This is a genomic window from Thalassospira sp. CH_XMU1458 (assembly GCF_037027205.1).
Lineage (GTDB): Bacteria > Pseudomonadota > Alphaproteobacteria > Rhodospirillales > Thalassospiraceae > Thalassospira > Thalassospira tepidiphila.
In genome coordinates this window covers 292,831-316,169 of the sequence record NZ_JAYMDW010000003.1, presented here as the reverse complement: position 1 = coordinate 316,169, position 23,339 = coordinate 292,831, and the positions used below count along the sequence as shown (strand labels likewise).

At 56.3% G+C, this 23,339-nt stretch carries 21 protein-coding genes; 16 read left to right on the top strand and 5 right to left on the bottom strand.

The genetic code is table 11. The features are described from left to right. Positions 1-4: 4 nt before the first annotated feature. The 5 genes from WBY09_RS15495 to WBY09_RS15475 form a co-directional block, all read right to left on the bottom strand. Entirely contained in the window at positions 5-1,300 is a 1,296-nt protein-coding gene (locus WBY09_RS15495) for a TRAP transporter large permease (RefSeq protein WP_063089092.1), read from the bottom strand. Next, the gene (locus WBY09_RS15490) at positions 1,293-1,880 is read right to left on the bottom strand and encodes a TRAP transporter small permease (RefSeq protein WP_197146680.1); all 588 of its coding nucleotides are present in this window, start codon (positions 1,878-1,880) and stop codon (positions 1,293-1,295) included. The genes WBY09_RS15495 and WBY09_RS15490 overlap by 8 nt, the downstream gene beginning before the upstream one ends. Positions 1,881-1,945: 65 nt before the next feature. Continuing rightward, the gene (locus WBY09_RS15485; protein WP_197146679.1) at positions 1,946-2,974 is read right to left on the bottom strand and encodes a TRAP transporter substrate-binding protein; all 1,029 of its coding nucleotides are present in this window, start codon (positions 2,972-2,974) and stop codon (positions 1,946-1,948) included. Positions 2,975-3,180: 206 nt separating this feature from the next. After that, positions 3,181-4,431 carry a thiolase family protein gene (locus WBY09_RS15480; RefSeq protein ID WP_197146678.1) on the bottom strand — a complete coding sequence of 417 codons (1,251 nt, stop codon included), beginning with the start codon at positions 4,429-4,431 and terminating at the stop codon, positions 3,181-3,183. 5 nt (positions 4,432-4,436) lie between these two features. Continuing rightward, positions 4,437-6,299, bottom strand: a complete 1,863-nt coding sequence (locus WBY09_RS15475) for a feruloyl-CoA synthase (protein ID WP_252724053.1) — start codon at positions 6,297-6,299, stop codon at positions 4,437-4,439. A 244-nt stretch (positions 6,300-6,543) separates the two neighbouring features. On the opposite strand from WBY09_RS15475, the gene WBY09_RS15470 reads away from it, so the two are divergent. The 16 genes from WBY09_RS15470 (at position 6,544) to WBY09_RS15395 (ending at position 23,332) form a co-directional block, all read left to right on the top strand. After that, positions 6,544-7,308, top strand: a complete 765-nt coding sequence (locus tag WBY09_RS15470) for an SDR family NAD(P)-dependent oxidoreductase (RefSeq protein WP_197146677.1) — start codon at positions 6,544-6,546, stop codon at positions 7,306-7,308. Between the two features lie 32 nt (positions 7,309-7,340). Further along, on the top strand, positions 7,341-8,120 hold the full coding sequence (locus WBY09_RS15465) for a crotonase/enoyl-CoA hydratase family protein (RefSeq protein ID WP_197146676.1): 780 nt from the start codon (positions 7,341-7,343) through the stop codon (positions 8,118-8,120). Positions 8,121-8,276: 156 nt separating this feature from the next. Next, complete coding sequence (locus tag WBY09_RS15460; protein WP_197146675.1) at positions 8,277-9,329, top strand: TRAP transporter substrate-binding protein; 1,053 nt, start codon at positions 8,277-8,279, stop codon at positions 9,327-9,329. 1 nt (position 9,330) lies between these two features. After that, on the top strand, positions 9,331-9,891 hold the full coding sequence (locus tag WBY09_RS15455) for a TRAP transporter small permease (RefSeq protein WP_197146674.1): 561 nt from the start codon (positions 9,331-9,333) through the stop codon (positions 9,889-9,891). Beyond that, complete coding sequence (locus WBY09_RS15450; protein WP_064781105.1) at positions 9,888-11,210, top strand: TRAP transporter large permease; 1,323 nt, start codon at positions 9,888-9,890, stop codon at positions 11,208-11,210. Before WBY09_RS15455 ends, WBY09_RS15450 begins: the two co-directional genes overlap by 4 nt. A 26-nt stretch (positions 11,211-11,236) precedes the next feature. Continuing rightward, entirely contained in the window at positions 11,237-11,716 is a 480-nt protein-coding gene (locus tag WBY09_RS15445) for a MarR family winged helix-turn-helix transcriptional regulator (protein WP_197146673.1), read from the top strand. Positions 11,717-11,738: 22 nt separating this feature from the next. Continuing rightward, positions 11,739-12,200, top strand: a complete 462-nt coding sequence (locus WBY09_RS15440) for an acyl-CoA thioesterase (protein ID WP_336233193.1) — start codon at positions 11,739-11,741, stop codon at positions 12,198-12,200. Positions 12,201-12,211: 11 nt separating this feature from the next. Beyond that, entirely contained in the window at positions 12,212-13,834 is a 1,623-nt protein-coding gene (locus tag WBY09_RS15435; RefSeq protein WP_336233192.1) for an acyl-CoA dehydrogenase family protein, read from the top strand. 112 nt (positions 13,835-13,946) lie between these two features. Then, positions 13,947-15,701: a sensor histidine kinase gene (locus WBY09_RS15430; RefSeq protein ID WP_336233190.1), complete on the top strand. Its 1,755-nt coding sequence runs from the start codon at positions 13,947-13,949 to the stop codon at positions 15,699-15,701. Beyond that, complete coding sequence (locus WBY09_RS15425; RefSeq protein ID WP_197146669.1) at positions 15,670-17,040, top strand: sigma-54-dependent transcriptional regulator; 1,371 nt, start codon at positions 15,670-15,672, stop codon at positions 17,038-17,040. Before WBY09_RS15430 ends, WBY09_RS15425 begins: the two co-directional genes overlap by 32 nt. 244 nt (positions 17,041-17,284) lie before the next feature. Further along, positions 17,285-18,622: an ABC transporter substrate-binding protein gene (locus WBY09_RS15420; protein WP_336233189.1), complete on the top strand. Its 1,338-nt coding sequence runs from the start codon at positions 17,285-17,287 to the stop codon at positions 18,620-18,622. A gap of 21 nt (positions 18,623-18,643) precedes the next feature. Beyond that, the gene (locus WBY09_RS15415) at positions 18,644-19,957 is read left to right on the top strand and encodes an ABC transporter substrate-binding protein (protein WP_064781110.1); all 1,314 of its coding nucleotides are present in this window, start codon (positions 18,644-18,646) and stop codon (positions 19,955-19,957) included. A gap of 94 nt (positions 19,958-20,051) precedes the next feature. Further along, positions 20,052-20,951, top strand: coding sequence for a branched-chain amino acid ABC transporter permease (locus WBY09_RS15410; RefSeq protein WP_008889930.1), 900 nt, complete (start codon positions 20,052-20,054; stop codon positions 20,949-20,951). 1 nt (position 20,952) lies between these two features. Beyond that, on the top strand, positions 20,953-21,900 hold the full coding sequence (locus WBY09_RS15405; RefSeq protein WP_008889929.1) for a branched-chain amino acid ABC transporter permease: 948 nt from the start codon (positions 20,953-20,955) through the stop codon (positions 21,898-21,900). Continuing rightward, positions 21,897-22,673 carry an ABC transporter ATP-binding protein gene (locus WBY09_RS15400; protein ID WP_336233187.1) on the top strand — a complete coding sequence of 259 codons (777 nt, stop codon included), beginning with the start codon at positions 21,897-21,899 and terminating at the stop codon, positions 22,671-22,673. Before WBY09_RS15405 ends, WBY09_RS15400 begins: the two co-directional genes overlap by 4 nt. Continuing rightward, positions 22,670-23,332 carry an ATP-binding cassette domain-containing protein gene (locus tag WBY09_RS15395; protein ID WP_336233186.1) on the top strand — a complete coding sequence of 221 codons (663 nt, stop codon included), beginning with the start codon at positions 22,670-22,672 and terminating at the stop codon, positions 23,330-23,332. The genes WBY09_RS15400 and WBY09_RS15395 overlap by 4 nt, the downstream gene beginning before the upstream one ends. Positions 23,333-23,339 lie beyond the last annotated feature (7 nt).

Below are 23,339 nucleotides of genomic sequence, written 5' to 3'. Positions count from 1 at the left end.
CTCTTTAATTCATGGTCGTCGGCAGGAAAAGAACGATGGAAGGCACCAACACCAACAGGATCAGGCGAATGATGTCGACCGCAACAAACGGGATGACACCCTGAAACACCTTTTGCAGGGGCACTTCGCGGGCAATCGAATTGATGACAAACACGTTCATCCCGACAGGCGGTGTGATCAGGCCAAGTTCGACCGTCATGACAACAATGATGCCAAACCAGATCGGATCAAACCCCAACTGGGTGACCACCGGAAACACGATGGGCACCAGAAGAATGATCATCGCCATGGCATCAAGGATGCAGCCCAGCAACAGGAAAAACACAAGGATCAGGGCAAGTGTCGGATAGGCCCCGATATCGAGCCCGACCAGCCACGCGGTGATCTTTTGCGGGGTCTGGGTGATGGCCAGGAAATAGCCAAACAGGATCGCACCGATCAGAATGGTATAGATCGCAACCGAGGTGCGCAGGGCCTCGACCAGACTATCAAGAATGCTACGCCAGCCAAGCCGCCCCCGGATCACCCCGATCAGGGCGGTCAGGACAGAGCCAACCGCCGCGGCCTCTGTTGCGGTGACAACACCTAAATAGATGCTGCCGATAATGGCGATGAACAGGGCCAGAACCGCCCAGACATCGCGCAAGGACCGAATGGCGTTGCGTAAATCAAACGGTTCGCCCGCCGGCAATCCACGGGCATAGGTCACCCGAAAGGCCAGCATATACATCACAATCGCCAAAAGGCCCGGGATGATCCCGGCAATGAAAAGCTTGCCGACATCCTGTTCGGTGATAAAGCCATACACCGCCAAAACAACCGATGGCGGGATCAGGATGCCGAGCGTTCCGCCCGCGGCAATCACCCCGGTCGCCACATGATCGCGATAGCCACTGCGCTGCATTTCCGGCAATGCGACCTTGGTCATGGTTGCCGCCGTTGCGACCGATGATCCCGATATGGCGGCAAACCCCGCACAGGACGCGATGGTCGAAAGCGCCATGCCGCCCCGAAATGATCCCAGCCACGCCTGCCCTGCGCGAAACAGTTCGCGCGACATGCCGGAATTGGTGGCAAGAACGCCCATCAGAATAAAGAACGGAATGAGGCTAAGGTTAAAGTCGGTGATGGTGCGGATCGGCGATTGCGCCAGAAGGTTGAGTGCAGGCGTCGGGCCAACGATTGCGGCAAAGCCGCCGACACCGACAATCCCCATCGCAATGCCGATTGGAACCCGAAGCAGCATCAGGGCAAACAGCGCAACAAACCCGCCAAGTGCGACAAAATCGGCTTCAGTCATCAGTTCCCCCTGAACCACCAGTTTGCTTTTGTTTTTGCGGGTCGGAGGCAATATGCGGCTCTGACTCGGCGGGTTCAAAATCATCCAGACCCGCATTGGTCAGCGCGATCATCAAGGCGCGCGCCAGAATGGTCAGCATGCTGACCGCAACGCCAAGCCAGATCAGCCCCATGACCGGCCAGACGGGTACTTGCAGATCAAATGTCGTCTCACCACTGTTATAGGCGCTGGTGACACGCGCCAGCATCTTCCAGCACAGCAAGCCGGTGAAACCCAGCAAGACCATCCAGGCAAAGAAATCCGTCCATCGGCGAACACGCGCGGGCAGCATCAGGGCAAACAGATCGACCTTGATGTGCGATCCGCGATAGCCCACGCAGGCAAAGCCCCACATGATGACCACGCCCAGAAACAGGCGCGAAAAATCAAATGCATCGGGGATCGGCCATGCAAACAGGTAGCGACCAATTGCAGAGGCCAGAACCAGCAACGTAATCACCGCAAGCAAAATGGCCGAGACCATTTCGACCTTGCGCGAAAAGGCTTCGAGATATGTCAGGGAGCGATGAAGAACCCGCATGATTTATGCACTTTCAGAGGTATCGGCAGCACCGAGATGCGATGCCGCCGATACAGGGAGTGTCATCAATATTTGGCGTTCTCGGCTTCGAGCGCGTCGATGAAGGCCTTGTAAATGGCATCGGCATCACCGCCCTTGGCCGTAACACTCTCGCGCCATTGAGCAACAAGCGGTTCGGCGGCATCGCGCCATTGTTGCAGTTCATCGGCGGTCGGCTGATACAGTTCGTGATCACCCGATGCCATCATCTTGTCACGGCCCGATGCCTCGTTCTCGGCCCAACCCTTGGAAAAACGACCGGACCATTCCGGCGTGCAGTGATCATCCATGACTTTGCGGTTTTCGGCCGACAACCCGTCATAGACACCACGGTTGATCACAAGGATCTGCGAAGAGACATAGAACGGCATATCAAGGTGATATTTGGTTTCCTGATCAATCCCGAAGATATAGATCGAGTTCCACGGGAAGGTGATCGCATCTGCCGTGCCCTTGGCGATGGCTTCGCGGGCCTCGGGTGCAGGGACCTGAACACTTGCCCCACCCAGCAGGTTTACAAACCGTGCCATGGTCGCGTGCGCCGGACGTACCGCATGGCCGTTGATATCTTCCGGCACGCGGACCGGCATTTTTGAATGGATGGTGCCGGGGTCATGCGGGTTGACCAGACAGAGTTTGACTTCCGGCATTTCCTGTTCGGCGTAGTTCGCATACCACTTGTGAAGGGCGACCGATCCATTGACCGCATCCTTCACATTGAAGGGCACCTCGGTCAGGCCATAGATCGGGAAACGCCCGGCCTGATAACCCGGATTGATATAGCCGATATCGGCAATGCCATCGCGGGTCATGTCATAGTGATCCGGTGCGGAGCCCAGTTGCTGGGCCGGGAAAATCGTGAAGTCGATGTTGCCGCCGGATGCCTCGCGGATGGAGTTTGTCCATTCTTCAAGCCCCATGGTTTGTACCGGATGGGTTGGCGGCAACCAGTGGGCCAGACGGAAATTCACTTCCTGGGCAGACGCACCGGAAATGGCAGACATGGCGGCAACTGACGCCAAGGCAATCACTGAACCAAGTTTAAGTCGTTTCATTGTTTCCTCCCTGAGAAAACCGACACCGGCAATTTTGTTTTTGTTACCTTGTCTGTCGGCTCCTCGATTTGATCAGACCACCCTTGGAAGCCTTTACCCCATGGGTTGGGCTGATCGCCAAACCGGGCCCAAAACCAATGTCCCGGCTAAAAATAACGTCTCCGTTTGTCGCGACCCGGCGCAGTTGATGGCGCCCTGGATCGTGCCTATGCCAATTTCGTGTTTTCGATCAGAACAGCAATGCCCTGCCCGCCACCAATGCACGCCGATGCGATGCCATAGCGACCGCCGGATTTGACCAGTTCGCGCGCCAGCGTATTGGTGATCCGAACTCCGGTCGCACCCAGCGGATGACCAATTGCAATCGCGCCGCCATTGACATTGACCTTGTCTTCATCAAGGCCAAGTTCGCGGATGCAGGCCAGTATCTGCGCGCCGAAGGCTTCGTTGATTTCGATCCGGTCAATCTGATCAAGGGTCATACCGGTTTGATCGAGAACGGCTTCGATGGCCGGGACTGGGCCAATACCCATGATTTCCGGCGGCACACCGACAGCTGCGCCAGCGATGATGCGGGCACGCGGTGTCAGGCCGTGTTTGCGGGCATAATCGGAACTGCCCAGAACAACGCCCGCCGCGCCATCCACCACGGCTGATGAATTGCCGCCCGTCTGGACCCCGCCAAAGGCAGGGCGCAGCTTTGCCAGAATGTCATAGGGCGATGGCCGGATGTGGCTGTCGCGGTCGACCTGATCGATCTTGCGCGGCAGGCGGATGGAGCGCGGATTACCATCGGCAAATTCAAAGGTTTCGTTGGTTACTGTGGCAATTTCACCGGCAAGGAAGCCGTTTTCGTGCGCAGCGACGGCACGGGCAAAACTGCGTTCGGCAAAGCGATCCACTTCTTCGCGGGTGATGTTATATTTCTTGGCAAGATTTTCGGCCGTGTCGCCCATGGTGCAACTCACCGCCGGATCCAGAAGCGCTTCCCACAGGAAGTCCTTGAATTCGACCTGCCCCATGCGAAAACCACTGCGATGGGTGTAGGCGGCAATCGGATTGCGGCTCATGGATTCAGTGCCAACACAAAGTGCCAGATCCCCACGACCAAGTGAAATATGATCAGCGGCCTGCAGGATGACTTCGATCCCGGTACCACAGATCCGCTGCACAAGATGGGCGGGGCGATCCACCGGCACCCCGGCGTAAATCCCGATATGGCGAGGCGTCATATAGGCATCATAGGATGCCTGGGCCATCGATCCGGCGACGGTGAAATCGATATCGTTCGCATTCACCCCGGCGTCCTCGATGGCCGCGCGGGCGGCCTTGATGCCAAGATCAATCGGGGAGACCAGCCCGAACGCCCCGGTATAATCGACAAACGGTGTGCGTTTTCCGCCCAGCAGCCAGACATCTTCAAATTCGGTCCGAAGACCTTTGGCGTTCGCAGTCATTCTGCTTATCCCTTTTTGGCAATCATGACCCCGGCGGGTGACGGGTCGGTATAAAGTTCGGCGACCTTGTCAGCGCGTTTGGTCAGAACCGCGCGCTGATTGATCGAGCCCTTGTCGGTGACTTCGTGCGCATCAAGTTCCGGCGAACTTTCCAGCAGGATCGCGCGCGCGACAAAGTTCGAACTGCCGGTCGATTTGGTCGCCAGCTCATTGAGGCATTTCTGGAAATGCGCCTGCACGGCCGGATGGGTTGCGATATCGCGCTCCGACGCGTTGGCGGGCAGATCCGGGCAAAGCTTTTTGCAGGCGGTGAAATCGGCAAAGATCAGCGCACCGACATAGCCTTCGTTCAAACCGGTCAGCACCGCATCACGCACATAGGGCGCAAAGGTCTGGGCAATGGCCGTCCGGATAGCGGCGACATGCACCCACGTCCCGGTCGAGAGTTTGAAATCTTCGCAAACCCTGCCATCAAACAGGAAGCCGCGTTCGATATTATCCGGATCAACAAATTTCAGGGCATCACCAATCAGGTAATAGCCTTCATCGTCAAAAGACTCGCGGGTTTTATCAGGTTGCTTCCAATATCCCGGTGTAATGCTCGGTCCCTTAAGACGGACTTCGAGCTTTTCGGCATTGGGCACCAGCTTGATATCAAGCCCGACGGCCGGAAGGCCGACACTGCCCGCCTGATCAACCGCCCAAGTGGTGGTAAAGGCAAAGGGGGCCGTTTCGGTGGAGCCATAGCCGGTGACGATGACGATCTTTTCGCCAACCGTGTCCTCGGCGATCTTTTCCAGATTGTCCCAGACATATTGCGACAAACCGGCACCGGCGTATTGCATGAGTTTGAGCTTGGCAAAGAACATCTCGCGCAGTGTTTTGTTTTCGCGCAGATGATGGACAAGTGCCTCGTACCCCTTGGGAACGTTGAAATAGATGTTGGGCGATACTTCGCAAAGATTGCGCACGGTTTCATGAATACCGTCCGGGGTCGGTTTGCCCTGATCGATATAGAAACTGCCGCCGTTATAAAGCGCGATGCCGAAATTATGGTTGCCGCCTGCGGTGTGGTTCCAGGGCAACCAGTCAACCATCACCGGTGGTTCATCCTGCAGGAATGCCAACGCGTGACGCAGCATCATCTGGTTAAAACACAGCATCCGCTGGGTATTGATCACGGCCTTTGGCATCCCGGTGGAGCCGGACGTGAACAGGAACTTGGCAATCGTGTCTTCGGTGATTTTGCCATTGGCGGCATCGACCGCATCGGTCGGTGTGGTCTGACGAACATCATTGAAAACATCGCAGTCATATTGCGACAGCGGGTTTTCCAGAACCAGCAGACGGGCATCCTTTGGCATGACGGCGGCCAGTGCCTTGGCATATTTGGCACCATCATCCACAAAGATCAGACCGGGGTTCAAAAGATCACAGATATGGCGCAGCTTGGCGAAATCGGACGACACCAGCGAATAGGCTGGTGACACCGGCGCATAGGGAATACCGGCATACATCGATGCCAATGCAAGAAGCCCGTGTTCAAGACTGTTGCCCGACAGGATCAGGACCGGGCGATCTTCGGACAGGTCCTGTTCGATGAGGTACTGCGCAAGACTGCGGACCTCGTTTCGGGTTTCAAGGAAGCTTCGTTTTTGCCAGCCGCCGGTTTTGTCACGGTCGGCCAGAAACAGATGATCGGGTGTATGTTGCGCCCAATGGTCAAGCTTGTCAGTGATGGTGCGCGGATAGTCATCCGGCGTTTCCGTTGATCGGATATAGATCGTGCCGTTGTCCTTTTTGGACATCGAGACACGCGTATCTCCCATGCGAACCGGACGGAGTCCGGGTTCAGCAATCATAGGCATGAGACGAAACCTCCAGTTTTCATTTTCTTATTTGTTATAATTCATAACAATCATAATTCATCACATCAAGCGCAATATCTTTATGCGTGTACGTGGACCCAACAATTTGACCTTGAGTATAATTATGCTCGCGCGCGAGGGGGGCGAATTTTGATGCGATTTCAGTTGACTAATGACGATTGACGCCGCTCTTTTACTGTGTAAACATAATTGTTATAAAACATAACAAACTTTGGGTAAGGAAATGCAGCTCAATCAGGTTCCCGCCATCATTACCGGCGGCGGCAGCGGCCTTGGTGCCGCCACCGCACGCACATTTGCGGTTGCGGGCGCGAAGGTCGCGGTGTTTGATCGCAACGGCGATGCCGCCAAACGAGTCGCCAGTGAAACTGGCGGAATTGGTCTGGAAGTCGATGTGTCAGACCGAAGCTCGGTCGAAGCTGCATTCAAGACCGTGAAACAAAATCTTGGCCTGCCGCGCATCCTTGTGAATTGCGCTGGCATTGGCACCGCCAACCGCATCTTGCCACGCGATGGCAGCCTTCCGATTGATGATTTTGTCAAAACACTGAACGTCAATCTGACCGGCAGCTACATCACCATGAGCTATGCCGCGCAGTTGCTGTCGGAAGCAACCCCGGTAAATGACGATGGCGAACGCGGCGTGATCATCAACACATCATCGGTCGGGTATGAAGACGGGCAGATCGGCCAGTGCGCCTATGCGGCATCAAAGGGCGGGATTGCGTCAATGACGTTGCCAGCCGCGCGCGAGTTGGCGCGGATCGGTGTGCGGGTGATGGCGATTGCACCGGGTCTTTTTTCCACCGCAATGACCGACACCCTGCCCGAAGAAGCCCGTCAGGCGATTGAAGCCAACATTCCGTTTCCCAAGCGGCTGGGCAAGGCACAGGAATATGCCGACCTTGCCCGCCATATCGTCGAAAATACCATGCTGAATGGTACCGTCGTCCGGATCGACGGCGCGGTTCGCCTGCAGGCAAAATAAAGACCAGATTGCTTTACGTAAGGAACAAGAACATGACCAACGGCGCGAATGACGTATTGAACGTCGCAATCAACGGATCGATTGCCCGTTTGACCATCACGCGACCTGAAAAGCGTAACGCGGTCAGCGATACTTTGATGGCAGCATTTGAGGCGTTTTTTGCCAATCCGCCAGAAGGGGTGCGGGTTGTTATCCTGGCTGGTGAAGGCGGGCATTTTTCAGCCGGGCTTGATTTGGCCGAACATGTTGCGCGCAATGCCGCCGATACGATGCGCCATTCACGCAACTGGCACCGCATCATGGATATGATCCAGTATGGTGGATTGCCGGTGATTTCCTTGCTTAAGGGGGCGGTCATCGGTGGCGGCCTTGAACTGGCCAGTGCGACCCATATTCGTATTGCCGATGAAACCGCCTTTTTCCAGCTTCCCGAAGGGCGCCGTGGCATTTTCGTTGGCGGCGGTGCATCGGTCCGGGTCGGCCGGATTCTGGGTGCGGATCGCATGATCGAGATGATGCTGACCGGGCGCAAATACAACGCCGAAGACGGCCTTCGCCTTGGCCTGACGCATTATGTTTGTGACAGCGAGGAAGCCGCCGAAGAAAAGGCCATCGAGCTTGCCAATACGGTTGCCGAAAATGCGCAGCTTTCGAACTATGTCATGATCCAGGCCCTGTCACGGATCGAAGACATGGCAAAAACCGATGGCCTGTTTACCGAAAGCCTGTGTGCCGCCCTGACGCAAACCAGCGAAGATGCACAGGAAGGATTGAAGGCGTTCCTTGAAAAACGTGCACCGAATTTCAAGTAACCGCCTATAACAGAGCCGCAGATAATTGCGGCCATCAGATCGCATACCATAAGATCAAGGATCGGCAAGAAACCGCACAAAGCGGACGCCAGAACAATCAGGAAGGAACAGGGCCACCCAAAAAACCGGTGCGCCCATAATGTGAGGAGACGTTCGATGTCAGGATTTTCCGTTAATCGCCGCCAGATGCTCGGCATCATGGGCGGCGCACTTGCAGCGCCTGCAATCATTGGCAAGGCACGCGCAGCCGAAGTGACCCTTCGTCTGCATCATATGTTGCCGCCGGTTGCACCGATGCACAAGGCGTTCTTCGAACCGTGGTCCAAGACCATCCGCGAACAGTCCGATGGCCGTATCGATATTCAGATTTTCCCGGCCATGCAGCTTGGCGGCAAACCGCCGCAGCTTGCCGAACAGGTGGCAAACAACGTTGTGGATATCGCCTGGACGCTAACCGTCTACACCCCGGGTCGTTATCCGATTTCCGAAACGCTGAGCCTGCCCTTCATGGTGACAACGGCCGAGGCAACATCGGTTGCCATGCACAAGTTCATGGATGAGTTTGGTCAGGACGAATACCGTGGCATGAAGCCATTGGCCTATCATGTTCATGCCGGTGGCAAGTTCCACATGCGCGACAAGGCGATTGAAAATCAGGCTGATCTTGACGGCCTGCAAATCCGCGCCCCGAACCAGAATGTTGGTAAGGCCCTGTCCATTCTGGGCGCCGAGCCGATCTTCTTCCCGGTTACGGAAATGGCCGTCGGTCTTGCCAATGGCGTGATTGATGGCACCTGCCTGCCCTATGAAGTGGTTCCGGCCTTCAAACTGCATGAACTGACATCCGTGCATTGCGCCCCGGCAGAAGGCGGACGCGGTCTTTATGCCAACTCGTTTGCGCTTTTGATGGCGGGCAATGCCTATGACAGTATGCCCGATGATCTGAAAGCAGTGATTGATGCCAATTCCGGTATCGATCTGTCACGCCAGATTGGCAAACAGTTCGATAGCTTTGAATCGGTTGGCTACAAAATGTGTGCCGATCGCGGCAACAAGTTCGTCGAGATTCCCAAAGACGAAATCGAACGTTGGCAGTCTGCGACCCAGCCGGTCGTCGATGAGTGGATCGAGACCCTCAATGATGCCGGACATGATGGCAAGGCGATGATTGATCGCCTTAATCAGCTGATCGACGCCGAGACCGCCTGACATGTCAGGCGCCACCCGTGATCACAATGGGCGCGGCAATCGCGCTGCGCCCATTCATTTTCTTGGTCAGTTTGTTGATCGTGCCTGCATTGCATCCGCTGCCGTTGCGGGTGCCGTCATGCTTGCTGTCGCCGTCACGGTAACGCTGTCCGTGACGATGCGATATATCGGCATTGGCGGCATTCGTGGTGACTTTGAAATTGTCGAAATGGGATGCGGGATTGCCGCATTTCTGTTTTTGCCGTTGTGCCAACGCAAGGGCAACCATGTCATGGTCGACATTTTCAGCATGGCCTTCCCCCAACGCACCCGCACCATTCTGGATCAACTCTGGGAGATCCTGTTCTGTTGTGGCTGGGTGATTATTTCCTGGCGGGTCGCTTACGGCCTGATTGATATGTTTGATTATAACGACCGCAGCATGCTTTTGAGAATGCCCACCTGGATTATCTACGGCTTCGCACTGTTCGGGCTTGGGCTTTCAGCCCTGACCGCCTTGTCGAACGTGATCGAACAGTTTGTTCGCCCAACCACCTCATCGCAAACGGATGCCCCACAATGAGCCCGGTTGAAATCAGCATCATTATGGTCGTCGTCCTGCTGGCGCTTATTTTCCTGCGCATGCCGATTGCATTGGCAATGGCCGTTGTCGGGGCGGGCGGATATGTGGTCCTGTCGGGATGGTTGCCGCTGTCGGCTTATCTCAAGACCGCAATTGTCGATAAGTACATTTCCTATGACCTTGCCGTCATTCCGCTGTTTATCCTGATGGGGCAGATCGCCACCCGGACGGGCATCAGCCGCGCAATCTTTACCGCATCCAATGCCTGGCTTGGTCATTGGCGGGGTGGACTTGCCATGGCATCGGTTGCCGGCTGTGCGGCGTTCGGATCGATTTGCGGGTCCTCGATTGCGACCGCAACCACCATGGGACGCGTTGCCTTGCCCGAAATGCGGCGCCACGGATATTCCGGCGCACTTGGGGCCGGAACACTTGCCGCGGGCGGCACGCTTGGCATTCTGATCCCGCCATCGGTGGTTTTGATCATTTATGCGCTTCTGACTGAACAGAACATCGTCAAACTGTTCCTCGCCGCGACCATTCCGGGGCTTCTGGCCGTGCTTGGCTTTATCCTGGCGATTGGCGTTTACGTTCGCCTGTTTCCCGAAGAAGGCCCGGCCCATGCCGGACTCCCGATGCGCGAACGCATCAGGTCGCTTGGCGGGATCTGGCATGTTGCGCTTGTTTTCATTGCTGTTCTGGGCGGGATTTATGGCGGTGTCTTTACGCCGGCCGAAGGGGCATCTGTTGGGGTGGTTCTGATTGCGCTGACCGGTTTCCTGATGCGCAGCCTGTCGGTGAAGGGCCTCTTTGAATGCGTGATCGAGACTGCCGGAACCACGGCAATGATCTTTGCCATCATTTTTGGCGCAGATCTTTTTAATGTCGCGCTTGCCCTGACCCGCGTACCGACCATGGCCGCCGAGTGGGTCGGCACGGCCGGGATCGCGCCGATGACGGTTCTGATGGTGGTGATCCTGTTTTACATCGTCATGGGGTGCATCATGGACAGCCTGTCGATGATCCTTTTGACCGTGCCGGTATTTTTCCCGGCCTTTATGGCGATGGATTTCGGGATGGACCCGACCCATCAGGCGCTGTGGTTTGGTATCATCACCCTGATTGTTGTTGAACTGGGGATGATCACACCCCCGGTCGGGCTTAATCTGTTTATGATATCGGCGATGGCACCCGATATTCCGACCCGCAAGATTTTCCGCGGGGCGGTGCCGTTCCTGCTGGTCGAGTGCCTGCGCATCGCGATCATTGTCGCGTTCCCGGTACTGACATTCTGGCTGGTGGATATCGTCACAGGATAGCCGCGTCCAAAAAGATGGAGACACCGTTGCAAGCAAACAAAAAGAAGAAAAACGATACGGATACCGGTATTGCGGGATTGTCGCCCGACAGTCCGCTGCGCGGCTTTGTCGGCTATAACCTCAAGCGTGCCTATATGTCGATCCATAGCGATTTTGTCGCCAGCCTGACGCATCTTGATCTGAAGCCGACGACCTATAGCGCGCTTGCCATCATCAATGAAAACCCAGACATCAGTCAGACCGATCTGGCGCGGTCGCTTGCCATGGAACGGTCGAACATTGTCGTCATGGTCGATGAACTTCAGGCGCGCGGATTAATCGTGCGCAACAAGGTGCCAACCGATCGTCGTGTCTATGCGCTGCGCACCACCGCAAAGGGGATCGAGCTTTTCCTTGAGGCCAGCCGTGCGGTTCAAAAGCACGAAGACAAGCTTCTGGAAGGGTTTGATCCCGACGAACGCGCACACCTTGTAGAGATGCTGATCCGTATTCAGCAGGTAAAATAACGCTTAGATCAGGTAAGGTTCCATGTTGCGACTGTCCCGTGAAATCCGTGTTGAATGGGGTCACTGTGACCCGGCCCGGATTGTCTATAACCCGAACTTCTATGACTGGATGGAAGGCGGCCTTCTGGCCTTGTTGTCAGTTGCCGGGTTCGACCTTGCCACGATGATCGCAAAGGATGGCGATTTTCGCGGAACGCCGCTGGTGCGTGGTGATGCCAGCTTTATGGCGCCTGCCCGGGTCGGGGATTTGATCGTGCATCACGTCGAAGTATCACGCTGGGGCGGCAAATCGTTCGACCTTTCCCATCGCTTTACGCTGGGTGAAACCACCTTGCTTGAAGGATCGCAAACCCGCGTCTGGGGCCGCGCCAACCCGGACAACCCGGCAAGTCTGGTTGCTGTTCCCGTACCCGATGCAGTCAAGGCCGCCTTGTCAGAAGACAAGGTTATCCGTCTGACACTCCATCAGGAAACGCAAGCTTAAGAGACACCGTCGTGATCCCCTTCAAAGCGCCGATTAACGATATTCTGTTTGCCCTGTCAGTGACCGGTGATGAAAACGGTGCTGCAGAACACGGCTTTGATGCGGAAATCACCCGCGAAATTCTGGATCATTTTGCCCGCTTTGCCGAAGACGTCATCGCCCCGATGGATGAGCCGGGCGATCAGGAAGGCTGCCGGATCGAAAATGGCCGGGTCCGGATGCCATCGGGTTTCAGCAACGCCTATCAGGCCTATGTCGAACAGGGATGGCAATCGATTTCACTGGCCGAGGAATTTGGTGGTCAGGGCGCCCCGGCCACCGTCTGTGGCGCGATCAGCGAAATACTGGCCGGGGCCTGTCATTCCTTTCAGATGGTCACCGGACTTGTCCCCGGTGCCGCCAGACTGATTGCGCAATTTGGCACCGATGACCAACGCCAGACCTGGCTTTCAAAACTGGCATCGGGCAGCCACCTTGCCACCATGTGCCTGACCGAACCGCAAGCAGGATCGGATCTTTCGGATATCCGCACGGTCGCAAGCCCGCAAGAAGATGGCAGTTGGGTTCTGACCGGGGAGAAGATCTTTATTTCTGGCGGGGATCAGGATCTGAGTGATGAAATCCTGCATCTGGTTCTGGCGCGGACCGGCACCCGCGAAGACGGGGTTCGGGGGCTGACGCTGTTTCTGTGCCCGTCCGATATTGGCGACACGGAACGCAACGCCATCACGGTCACCCGGATCGAAGAAAAGATGGGTTTGCATGCCTCCCCCACCTGCCAAATGGCGTTTGACAGTGCAACCGCCACCCCGATTGGCCAGGTTGGCAAGGGTTTGATGTGTATGTTCACCATGATGAACCATGCCCGCCTTGATGTCGCGTTGCAGGGGGTGGCACATGCCACCCGCGCCCATCACATCGCCCAGAGCTATGCCGCAGAGCGCACGCAAGGCCGCGACCGAAATACCGGTCAATCGATTTCCATTGATCAGCATCACGACGTTGCGCGCATGCTGGCCCGCCAGGACATGCTGGCGATGACCGGCCGGTTGATGGCCTATAAGACCTTTGCGTTGATGGAGACCGGTACAAATTCCGACCTGATCGAATTCCTGACCCCGATTTGCAAATCGTTCTGCACCGATGCCGGGGTTGAAGCTGCCCAGATCGGCATACAGGTGCTTGGCGGTTATGGTTATTTGCGAGAATACCGGGTGGAACAAACACTTCGCGATGCGCGCATCTGCCAGATTTATGAAGGCACAAACGGCATTCATGCCCTGACCCTTGCCGGTCGTTTGACCCGCCACAAGGACGGCGCAAGTGCCAAGGCGTTCGAGGCCCTGATCAGCGACCTGATTGCGGGCACCCGCGGTGATACCGAGCTGGCAAAGAAGCTTTTGGCATACTGGCAACAGACGACATCAGAAATCATCGCCAGCGACACGCCAGAGCAGTATGCCCAAGATTATATGCAAATCAGCGCGGCAACCTATGGCGTGGCACTTTGGACGGAAGTCGCAGATCGACTTTCACCCGATCAAACCAGCCGCTATGAGAAATGCCTGGCGCAGGTAATGGAGTGGGGTGCTGTGACACTCGCCTGCAGCACCGCAAACATGGCGCATCGCTAAATCTCTGGATGCCTCCTCGCCGTCAAACTTGAGCATTTAAATTAAACACGTTTCTTTGGCAGGTGGGCCAATTTATAGTTCGAGAATCGAGTCCTAATTCAAGGGAACGCTTTTGGCCGGATTTCATTGGTCCCGAAATCAACGACTAAGCCTTGTAGGCCGATATACCTTGTTATCGGTCGGTGTTGTCGTGTGCGCGCTTCTGGCACTCAGTTTCTTTTATCAGCGTTTTTCCAATGAACTGATTGACCGTCTGACAGGCGAACGGCTCAGCGCGCAGGTCGCGGCGACGTCAAACAAGCTTTCTGCCTTTCTAGATGCGCGCATCTATCAGTTGGTTACGCTGTCAAACCACCCGGCCCTGCCTGCCTTTATTGAAGCGCCGAACTCCCCACAGGCGGAAGAGGCCCTGACGCTGCTTCGGGTGGAGGCAGATTCGCCCGACCTTTATGGTGTGCTGTTTTTTGACTGGTACGATAATCTTGATCGGTTGGTCGCAGGCCAAGCCGCGTCGGGACCGCCTTATTGGTCGAAAAACGGCTGGGATATTTCCGGCCTGCCGCGTGTCGAGCATGAAGGTATTGAGTTTATCGGCCCCAAATTGCCTGAAAATGGCAATTCCGGCTGGATCTTGATGCGGGCCCATATTCGCGACACCGGTCTGGGGCAGAACACGTCTGTCGCCCTGCATGTGCGTCTGGCATCCCTGACCGAGCTTCTGGCAAGTGCCGGGGTGTCGGGCGTGATTGATCCGCTTTTGCGCACGCCGGGCGGTATTGTTCTTGATGCCACCGGGCGCCCGACCGAGGTCACTAGCGAACTGATCGAGGGCCCCAGCATCCTTCCGGGATGGAACCTTGTAATGAGTGTTCGACCGGGTACCATCCTGCAGCCGATTGATGAAACGCGCTTTTGGCTAGCGGTGACAGCCGCCGTCATCATTGTTGTTATTCTGGCGATCTTTTTTGCCCTGTCGCGCAGCCTGCGGCGACGGGTCGATACACTTGTTCAGGGGGCACACAGTATTGCATCAGGCGATCTGTATTACCGCCTGCCCGAAGGTCGCCGTCGCGATGAAATCAGCACGGTCGCCAAGGCCTTCAACACCATGGCCTGGCAGCTTAAAGACCTGATTGACCGGACAGTGCGCGCCGAAAAGCTTGCTGTTCTGGGCCAGTTTGCCACCGGTGTGGCGCATGAGGTCCGCAATCCGCTGGCGACGATGAAAACCACCGTTCAGGCCCTTGTGCGCAAGGAACCCGATGGCGAGCGCAAAACACTTTTGGATGATATGGGCCACCAGATTGATCGTCTATCACGCGTGGTGAATGATCTTCTGGCTTATGGCCGACCCGGTGAAGCCTGCCCGCAGGAAACCGAAATACGGGATCTGTTCCGACAGTCATCGCGCGTCCTGACCCCGGTCGCCGAAGAGGCCCAGGTGCGGTTTTACACCAGCGGCGATTCCCGCCTGACGATCTTTGTCGACCCGGATCAGGTACTGCAGATCCTGCTGAATATCGGGATCAATGCCATTCAGGCCTGCCAGCCAGGCGGCACGGTGAGCCTGCGCGCAGAGCGCCATCAGGATCAGGTCGAAATCCGCGTCACCGATGATGGTTCGGGCATCCCCAAAGAGCATTTGCTTGACGTCGTGCAACCATTTTTTACCATGAAAAGCAAAGGAACCGGACTTGGCCTGACAATCAGCCAACAACTGGTCGAGTCAAATAACGGTTCAATCAATATTGAAAGTGCCCCGCAAGAGGGCACGACAATCACATTGAAGTTCCCGGCAACGAAATCGGAAACTTCAAAGGAGGAAACATCGAAAAATGCCCCGCCAGATCAGGATTCTGATCGTTGATGATGAGGAATCATTCGTCCGATCGCTAAGCTTTGCGCTTCGTACCGAAGGCATGGATGTCACCGGCGTCCATTCCGGTGAAGATGCGTTTTTGCAAGTCCGTGAAAACAAGTTCGATATCATCCTGCTTGATCTGCGCCTGCCCGGTGCCGATGGCATGGAGGTCCTTGATAGCATCCGCAAACTTGATATCGACGTGCCCGTCATCATGATTTCGGCCCATGGTGACACGCGTGCAGCGGTGAAGGCCGTCAAACTCGGTGCGGCCGATTACCTGAGCAAGCCGTTCGAACTTGATGAGCTGATCCACACGATCAACACCACCCTTGATCAGAACCGCACCGCACTTGAGCTTGATTACCACCGCAAGCGCAATGTCCCGACCAACGGTCTGATTGGCGAATGCGCGCCGATGCGCGAATTGCGCACAACGATCGACCGTGTCGCACAAAGCAGTGCCAGCCGCATCCTGTTGCAAGGGGAGTCCGGGACCGGCAAGGCGCTGGTTGCGCGTGCCATTCACGGCCAAAGCCCGCGTGCTTCCAACGCCTTTATCGAAGTCAACTGTGCCGCCCTGCCGGAACAGCTGATCGAAAGCGAACTGTTTGGCGCCGAAAAGGGCTCCTACACCGGTGCGCATCAGAAACGCACCGGCCTTGTCCGTCTTGCCGATGGCGGCAGTCTGTTTCTGGATGAAATCGGCGAATTGCCGCTGGCGCTGCAGGCGAAGTTTTTGCACTTCCTTGAAAACGGCGACTATCGCCCGGTCGGGAGCGAACATTCCGCATCGGCCGATGTCCGCGTAATTGCCGCGACCAACCGCGACCTTGCCGAGGAAGTTCGTCTGGGCAATTTCCGTGAAGACCTGTTTTACCGCCTGAACGTCATCACCATTGATATCCCGGCACTGCGCCACCGCGGCGAGGACATTATCAAACTGGTCGACCATTTCGCCGATCATCAGGCAAAGGCCGAAGGATGCCATCCGATCCATTTTGACGATGCAACCCTTGATCTGCTGCGCCATCATCGCTGGCGCGGCAATGTGCGCGAACTTAAAAACCTGATTGAGCGTCTGACCATTCTTTATCCGTCCAAACAGATTTCAACGGATCTGCTGCCGGCTGAATTCCACGTAACGGATGATAACCCGGATGATCGGCATGGCGGAGTTTCGGATGGCAATGCGCAATTGCAGGACCGCATGGACAACACCGAGCGTCATCTGGTACAAGATGCACTTGATCAGGCCGACGGTCACAAAGGCCGTGCGGCAGAAATACTTGGTATTTCACGTCATGCCCTGAAACGCCGACTACAAAGGCTGGGCCTGCAATAACTTATCCCCAACCCGAAGCATTTCCGATGCACCCTTGAGCGGTTTCCGCTCAAGGGTGTTTTGCTGTTTGAGCGCCTAACGCTCAAATTCGCGCTCAAGGCCGCTCTATGATTTTGGCCCAAAACAGTCAATCGCTCGGCTTTCCTGACTTTGCGCCGAAATTTCGCAACTGGCACAGCCTTTGCGGAATAGCGAGACAAAGGTACAAACGCGGATGGAACAACCATTCGCAGGGAGGAAAGTCATGGAGATGCTCAAACACCCGGTTTCCGGGTGCATCACCATTATTGTAGCCACGTTCGCACTGTTTGCGGCCAATACCGCACAGGCAGAACGTTTTGAGCTGGGCGCATCTGCACAGAACGCAGATGCTGTCATCGGCTGTTTGTACCCGATGACCGGACGGTCGGCCACCTATGGCCGCGACAGTATTTCCGGCATCAAGATCGCCATTCAGGACCTCGAAGCCGAAGCAAAGTCCGGCCTGGATGTGCCCAATCTGCGCGTCATCGCCGATGACCCGCGATCAAAGGCATCCTATGCGGTCCGTCTGGCACAGGATTTCATCACCAATGACAATGCCAAGTTCTTCTGTGGCATCGTGTCATCAGGTGTGGCCCACGCCGTGAGCGATCTCGCCAAAAACGAAAAGATCATCATGGTCGGTACCGATCATGCATCATCGCGGCTCAGCATCGAGGCCGGTCACGATTATTACTTCCGCGTCACCAATGACAGCTGGACGTCGATGGCCGCCGGTGCGCGTTATTTACGCGACCTGCAAAAGGAAACCGGCTGGAAACGCCTTGCCTTTGTCGGACCGGATTATGATTACGGCCATGTTTCCTGGACGGATCTGCAACTTGCCCTTGATGAATTGGGTGTCGAATATGAGACCGTCGGCGATCTGTGGCCGAAGCTCTATGAGCCGGATTATTCGATCTATATCAACGCCCTGCAATCGGCGAAGGCCGACGTGGTCGTAACCGCCCTTTGGGGCGGGGACTTCATCGCCTTTATCAAACAGGCGGCATCAACCCGTTTCTTTGAAACCACCCGTCTGGCCAATTTCGATACCGGTGCTAATTACGATGTGATGATGGCCCTTGGTGATCAGCCCTATCCGGGTTTGATCCTGTCGGCGCGCCATCACAATAACTGGCCCGAAACCGGCCGCAACAAGCGGTTCGTCAAACAGTTTCACGACATGACCGGGCGTTATCCGACCTATGCGGCCGAAGGCGCCTATACCGGGATCATCGCCATTGCACGCGCCATTGAAAAGGCTGGCGGCGTTGACGATGACCGCGCGCTCATCACCGCACTTGAAGGATTGCAACTGGCCCTGCCCGAAGATCCGCCGGGGTTTGCATCCTATATCGATCCCGAAACTCACCAGATTGTCCAGGCGCAAGCCGTGGGCACGGTCGTCCACAACGAAGACTTTCCGCCATCGAAACTGATGGTGGGGAACTGGGCGATCTACGATGCCGAAGACCTCAAACCATCAAAAGAGATGGTCAAACGTCGCCGCGATGCCGTGGCTGGCGGGTCGGAGGCAGTTCCACCGCCAACTCCATGACCTTTCCCAAGGGAGGAAATAGTGAAGAACAATAAATCAAAATTCAGCAAATACCTTGTATCGGGCGTCGCAGCGCTTGCCCTTGCAGCTGGCGCAGCCGGTTCTGCATCGGCCGCTGAGAACGGCAAATTCCGCGTCGGGATCGTGACCTTCCTGTCCGGTCCGGCAGCTGGTCCCTTCGGCGTTCCGTCGGCAAATGCCGCCAAGGTTCTTGTTGAAGAGCTGAACAAGGGCAACCTGCCCGCACCATACGACAAGATCGGCATCAATGGTGCTGAAATCGAAGCCGTCATCATCGACGAAGCCGGTGGTGCAACCAAGCAGGTTGAAGAATACCGCAACCTTGTTCAGCGTCAGAAAGTCGATGCCGTCATCGGCTATGTTTCTTCGGGTGACTGCCTGGCAATTGCTCCGGTTGCCGAAGAACTGAAAACCTTCACCATCGCTTATGATTGCGGTACTCCCCGTCTGTTTGCGGATAACCCGGACGCGCAATACATGTTCCGTACCGGCCTTGACGCATCTGTCGATAACATCGGTGCGGTTCGCTACCTTGCGGCAACCCGCCCGGACGTTACCCGTCTTGCCGGTATCCAGCAGAACTATTCCTGGGGTCAGGACAGCTGGGCTGACTTCACCGCCGCTGCATCGGCACTCCTCCCTGAAGCAGAAGTTGTCGAAGAACAGTTCCCGAAAATCTATCAGGGCCAGTACGGTGCTGAAATCTCTGCCCTGTCCGTGAAACGCCCGGAAATCGTTCACAGCTCCTTCTGGGGCGGTGATATGGAAGCCCTGGTTCTGCAGGCAAATGCCCGTGGCCTGCTCGAAGATGCAACCGGCCTTCTGACCTGCGGCGAAGCATCCTTTGCCACCTACAAGGATCAGGCCCCGAACGGCATGATCATCGGTGCACGTGGCCCGTTTGGCCAGTTTGCCCCGGACAACGAACTGAACACCTGGTTTGAGGGTGTCTATCAGAACGCCTATGACCTTGAGCCGGTCTATCCGGCAACCAAGATGGCCCAGGCGATCCTGGGTCTGAAGTATGCCGCCGAGAATGCCGGTGTCGCCGATAAGGAAATCCCGTCGGCAGAGCAACTTGCTGCTGCGATGAAAGGTGCAACCTTTGAGTCGGTTTCGGGCACGGTTGAAATGGCACGCGGCAATGGTCATCAGGCCATGCAGGGTATCACCTATGGTGAATACCACTACGAAGACGGCGTTGCCTCGATCAAGAACGCTGTTTCGTTTGATGGCGAATGCGTAACACCCCCGGAAGGTGTTGCTGCTGCGGACTGGATCGCAGACGGCTTCCCGGGCGCTAAATGTAACTAAGTTGCCCGCTCTGTTTCACAGAGCTTCCTGATCCTGCGGACATCCCGTCTACCTTGGGATGTCCGCCCCTTTCCCTGCACACTGGATATTTGTGATGACAAGTCTTCTTGCCGTCCTGATTGATGGCTCGATCTATGCATCGTGGCTGTTTCTTGTGGCTGCCGGCCTGACCGTGATTTACGGGGTGATGCGCATCCTGAACATGGCGCATGGCAGCTTTTATGCTATCGGCGCCTATTCGGCAGCGTCACTGGTTGGCTGGTATTTCAACAACGGCATGGGCCCGGCATGGGTCAGCTATTTGTTGCTGGTTGGTGCCGCGCTGGTTGCCGGTCTGATTGTCGGTGTGATCGTCGAACGCGGATTGCTGCGCCTCATGTATGGCCGCGACGAAATCCTGATGGTGATCATTACCTATGCCCTTCTTCTGATCCTTGAAGACGGTATGAAAATCGTCTGGGGTGTCAGCCCGTATTTCGCCTATCAGCCTTATTCCGAGCTTGGGCGAACATCGCTCGGCTTGCTTAAGGTTTCCAATTACGACGTCGCCCTGGTCGGGGTATCCGCATTGCTCGGGCTTGGCCTGTGGGCGTGGCTTGAACGCACCAACCAGGGCAAGGTCCTGCGTGCAGTGATCCATGACCGCGAAATCGCGGTTGCCATGGGCGTGAACGTGAAACTGATGTTCACCATCACCTTCGTTCTGGGCACCACACTGGGCGCACTTGCCGGTGCGCTGACTGCACCTGCGATCTCTGTCGTGCCGGGGATCGGCATCGAGGTGATCGTTTTGGCCTTTGCCGTGGTGGTTATCGGTGGCCTTGGCAGCATCGGGGGGGCCGCTGTTGGTGCCCTTTTGGTCGGGCTAAGCCGTGCAGCCGCCGTTCACTATGCCCCTGAATTCGAACTGTTCGTCATTTATGGCGTGATGTCACTGGTTCTGGCGTTCCGTCCCGAGGGCCTGTTTGGTCGTACTTTGGCGAGGAAAATCTGACATGCGTCTTGATAAAACTGAAATCTCGCTCGGACTGATCGCGCTTGCCTGCGTTCTGTTCGGCTTCGTTTCGCCGGGTTGGCTGATCTTTCTTTTGACCATCGCACTGGCCAAGGCACTTGTCGTCCAGGGCGTCGTCATGCAGATGCGTTCCGGCCTCGTATCCTTTGGTCAGGGCCTGTTCTATTGCATCGGTGGTTACACCGTTGGCATGGGCGGTCAGTTCTTTGGCATTCATGATGCGATTGCCGCCCTGTCACTTGGTATGTTTGTCGCAATCGTTGTTGCCATGCTGTTGGGTCTGTTGCTGACGCGCTATCGCGAAATCTTCTTTGCCATGCTGTCGCTGGCATTTTCGATGATCCTGTTTGGCATCCTTGTCAAAAGTCAGGAACTGGGCAGCACGGACGGCTTTAACGTTCATGACTGGACCCTGTTTGGCTGGGCCCCCGAAGCAGGCGCTGGCAGCCAGCACACCGTCTTTACCATGACTGTGGTCTCTGGTCTGATCGTTGCTGTTCTGATCCATCGTTATACCAAGGCAGGCATTGGCGTCATTTGCGAAGCTGTTCGCGAAAATGAAGTCCGTGTTGAATATCTTGGTCTGTCACCGCGCTGGTTGCTTTATGGCAACTATGTTGCTGCGGCGGCGGTATCGGCCCTTGGCGGCGGTTTGACGGCCCTTGCCACCGGCCACGTTGATCCGGAGATGGCCTATTGGACCACGTCGGGCGAATTTGTCTTCATCGCGCTTTTGGGTGGTTTGGGCCACGTGGCAGCACCGTTTATTGCGGCCATCGTGTTCTCGTTCGTGCGGACCTACGCCATCGAATTCGTTCCCCATACCTGGCAGATGATCCTCGGTTTCACGCTGCTTGCGGTCATTATCTTCCTGCCCAAAGGGCTATGGAGCCTGGTCAGCCGTGAAAAAACAGGAGAACGGGCATGACCTGCATTCTTGAAACACGTTCGCTGAACAAGGAATTCGGCGCGGTCATCGCCGCAAAGGATTTGAACGTTCAGATCAACAAGGGTGAAGTGGTTGGTGTGATTGGCTCCAACGGGGCTGGCAAAACGACCTTCATCAACATGGTAACGGGCTATCTCAAGCCGACGCGGGGCGAGATCCTGTTTAACGGCAAGTCCATCATGGGCCATTCCCCGCGCGCGATCACGCGGGCCGGCATGGCGCGTTCCTTCCAGGTTGCACAGCTGTTCCCGGAAATGAACGTGCTCGACAACCTGATTGTCGCGCTGGCTGCGGCCGAAAGCGCCCGTCCGAGTTTCCTAAGTCCCCTTCGCAGCGATGCCCGCATCGCCAGGGCTGAGGAAATCCTTAAGGAATTCGGTGTCGAAAACTACCGCGATTCACTGGTAACCGCCGTTCCGCAGGGTGCGCGTAAACTGGTTGATATCGCCATGGCGTTGATCGGCAATCCTCAGATGCTGCTGCTTGATGAACCGACCAGTGGTGTCAGCGTGGACGAAAAAACCGACCTGATGGATACGGTCATGAATGCCGTGCGTCAGCATGGCGTGACGGTGCTGTTTGTCGAACATGACATGGATGTGGTCGAACGCTATGTCTCGCGCGTTCTGGCATTCTATAGCGGCGAAATCATTGCTGATGGCGAACCTGCGGCTGTTCTGGCCGATCAGCAGGTCCGCGATCTTGTGACCGGCCATCGTCCCACAACCAAACAAGGGAATGGCGCATCATGACCCTGCAAATCAGTAATCTCGATGTATCGATCGGTAATATTCCGATCCTGCGCGATGTCTCGCTTTCGGTGCCGTCCGGCAAGATGTTTGGCCTGATAGGCCATAACGGGGCGGGCAAGACCACGCTGATGCGCGCCATCATGGGCCTTCTGGACGCAGATCAGGGCACCATCAGCTTTGATGGGCAGGACCTGCGCAAGATGGCTGACTTTGCCCGTGCCAAAGCCGGCATCAGCTATATGCCCGAAGATCGCCGTCTGATCCCGTCCCTGACGGTCGAGGAAAACATTCTTCTTCCGGCCTGGACCAACGGTATTGCGGACGCCGCGGAACGGTTGAAATGGGTCTATGATCTGCTGCCGGAAATCGCCCAGTTCCGGGATCGCCGTGCGCTGCAGCTTTCAGGCGGTCAGCAGAAACTGGTCTCGCTCGGGCGTGCATTGATGCCCGGTCGCAATCTTTTGTTGCTCGATGAACCGTTCGAAGGGGTCGCACCGGTCCTGTCACGCCGCCTGTCGGAAGTCATTTCCGATCTTGGCAGCAGCGGGCTGTGCGTTCTGATCTCTGAATCTGATGACAGCCACTCCGCCGATCTGGTGGCGGGCAGTTATCGCATCGAACGTGGCACCGTTTCCAAGGCTGAATTGGAAACCGCCTGATCCCGAC

Coding starts and splice junctions, on each gene's coding strand:
- WBY09_RS15495 (WP_063089092.1), bottom strand. CDS start 1,300: ATGACTGAAGCCGATTTTGTCGCACTTGGCGGGTTTGTTGCGCTGTTT.
- WBY09_RS15490 (WP_197146680.1), bottom strand. CDS start 1,880: ATGCGGGTTCTTCATCGCTCCCTGACATATCTCGAAGCCTTTTCGCGC.
- WBY09_RS15485 (WP_197146679.1), bottom strand. CDS start 2,974: ATGAAACGACTTAAACTTGGTTCAGTGATTGCCTTGGCGTCAGTTGCC.
- WBY09_RS15480 (WP_197146678.1), bottom strand. CDS start 4,431: ATGACTGCGAACGCCAAAGGTCTTCGGACCGAATTTGAAGATGTCTGG.
- WBY09_RS15475 (WP_252724053.1), bottom strand. CDS start 6,299: ATGCCTATGATTGCTGAACCCGGACTCCGTCCGGTTCGCATGGGAGAT.
- WBY09_RS15470 (WP_197146677.1), top strand. CDS start 6,544: ATGCAGCTCAATCAGGTTCCCGCCATCATTACCGGCGGCGGCAGCGGC.
- WBY09_RS15465 (WP_197146676.1), top strand. CDS start 7,341: ATGACCAACGGCGCGAATGACGTATTGAACGTCGCAATCAACGGATCG.
- WBY09_RS15460 (WP_197146675.1), top strand. CDS start 8,277: ATGTCAGGATTTTCCGTTAATCGCCGCCAGATGCTCGGCATCATGGGC.
- WBY09_RS15455 (WP_197146674.1), top strand. CDS start 9,331: ATGTCAGGCGCCACCCGTGATCACAATGGGCGCGGCAATCGCGCTGCG.
- WBY09_RS15450 (WP_064781105.1), top strand. CDS start 9,888: ATGAGCCCGGTTGAAATCAGCATCATTATGGTCGTCGTCCTGCTGGCG.
- WBY09_RS15440 (WP_336233193.1), top strand. CDS start 11,739: ATGTTGCGACTGTCCCGTGAAATCCGTGTTGAATGGGGTCACTGTGAC.
- WBY09_RS15425 (WP_197146669.1), top strand. CDS start 15,670: ATGCCCCGCCAGATCAGGATTCTGATCGTTGATGATGAGGAATCATTC.
- WBY09_RS15420 (WP_336233189.1), top strand. CDS start 17,285: ATGGAGATGCTCAAACACCCGGTTTCCGGGTGCATCACCATTATTGTA.
- WBY09_RS15410 (WP_008889930.1), top strand. CDS start 20,052: ATGACAAGTCTTCTTGCCGTCCTGATTGATGGCTCGATCTATGCATCG.
- WBY09_RS15405 (WP_008889929.1), top strand. CDS start 20,953: ATGCGTCTTGATAAAACTGAAATCTCGCTCGGACTGATCGCGCTTGCC.
- WBY09_RS15400 (WP_336233187.1), top strand. CDS start 21,897: ATGACCTGCATTCTTGAAACACGTTCGCTGAACAAGGAATTCGGCGCG.
- WBY09_RS15395 (WP_336233186.1), top strand. CDS start 22,670: ATGACCCTGCAAATCAGTAATCTCGATGTATCGATCGGTAATATTCCG.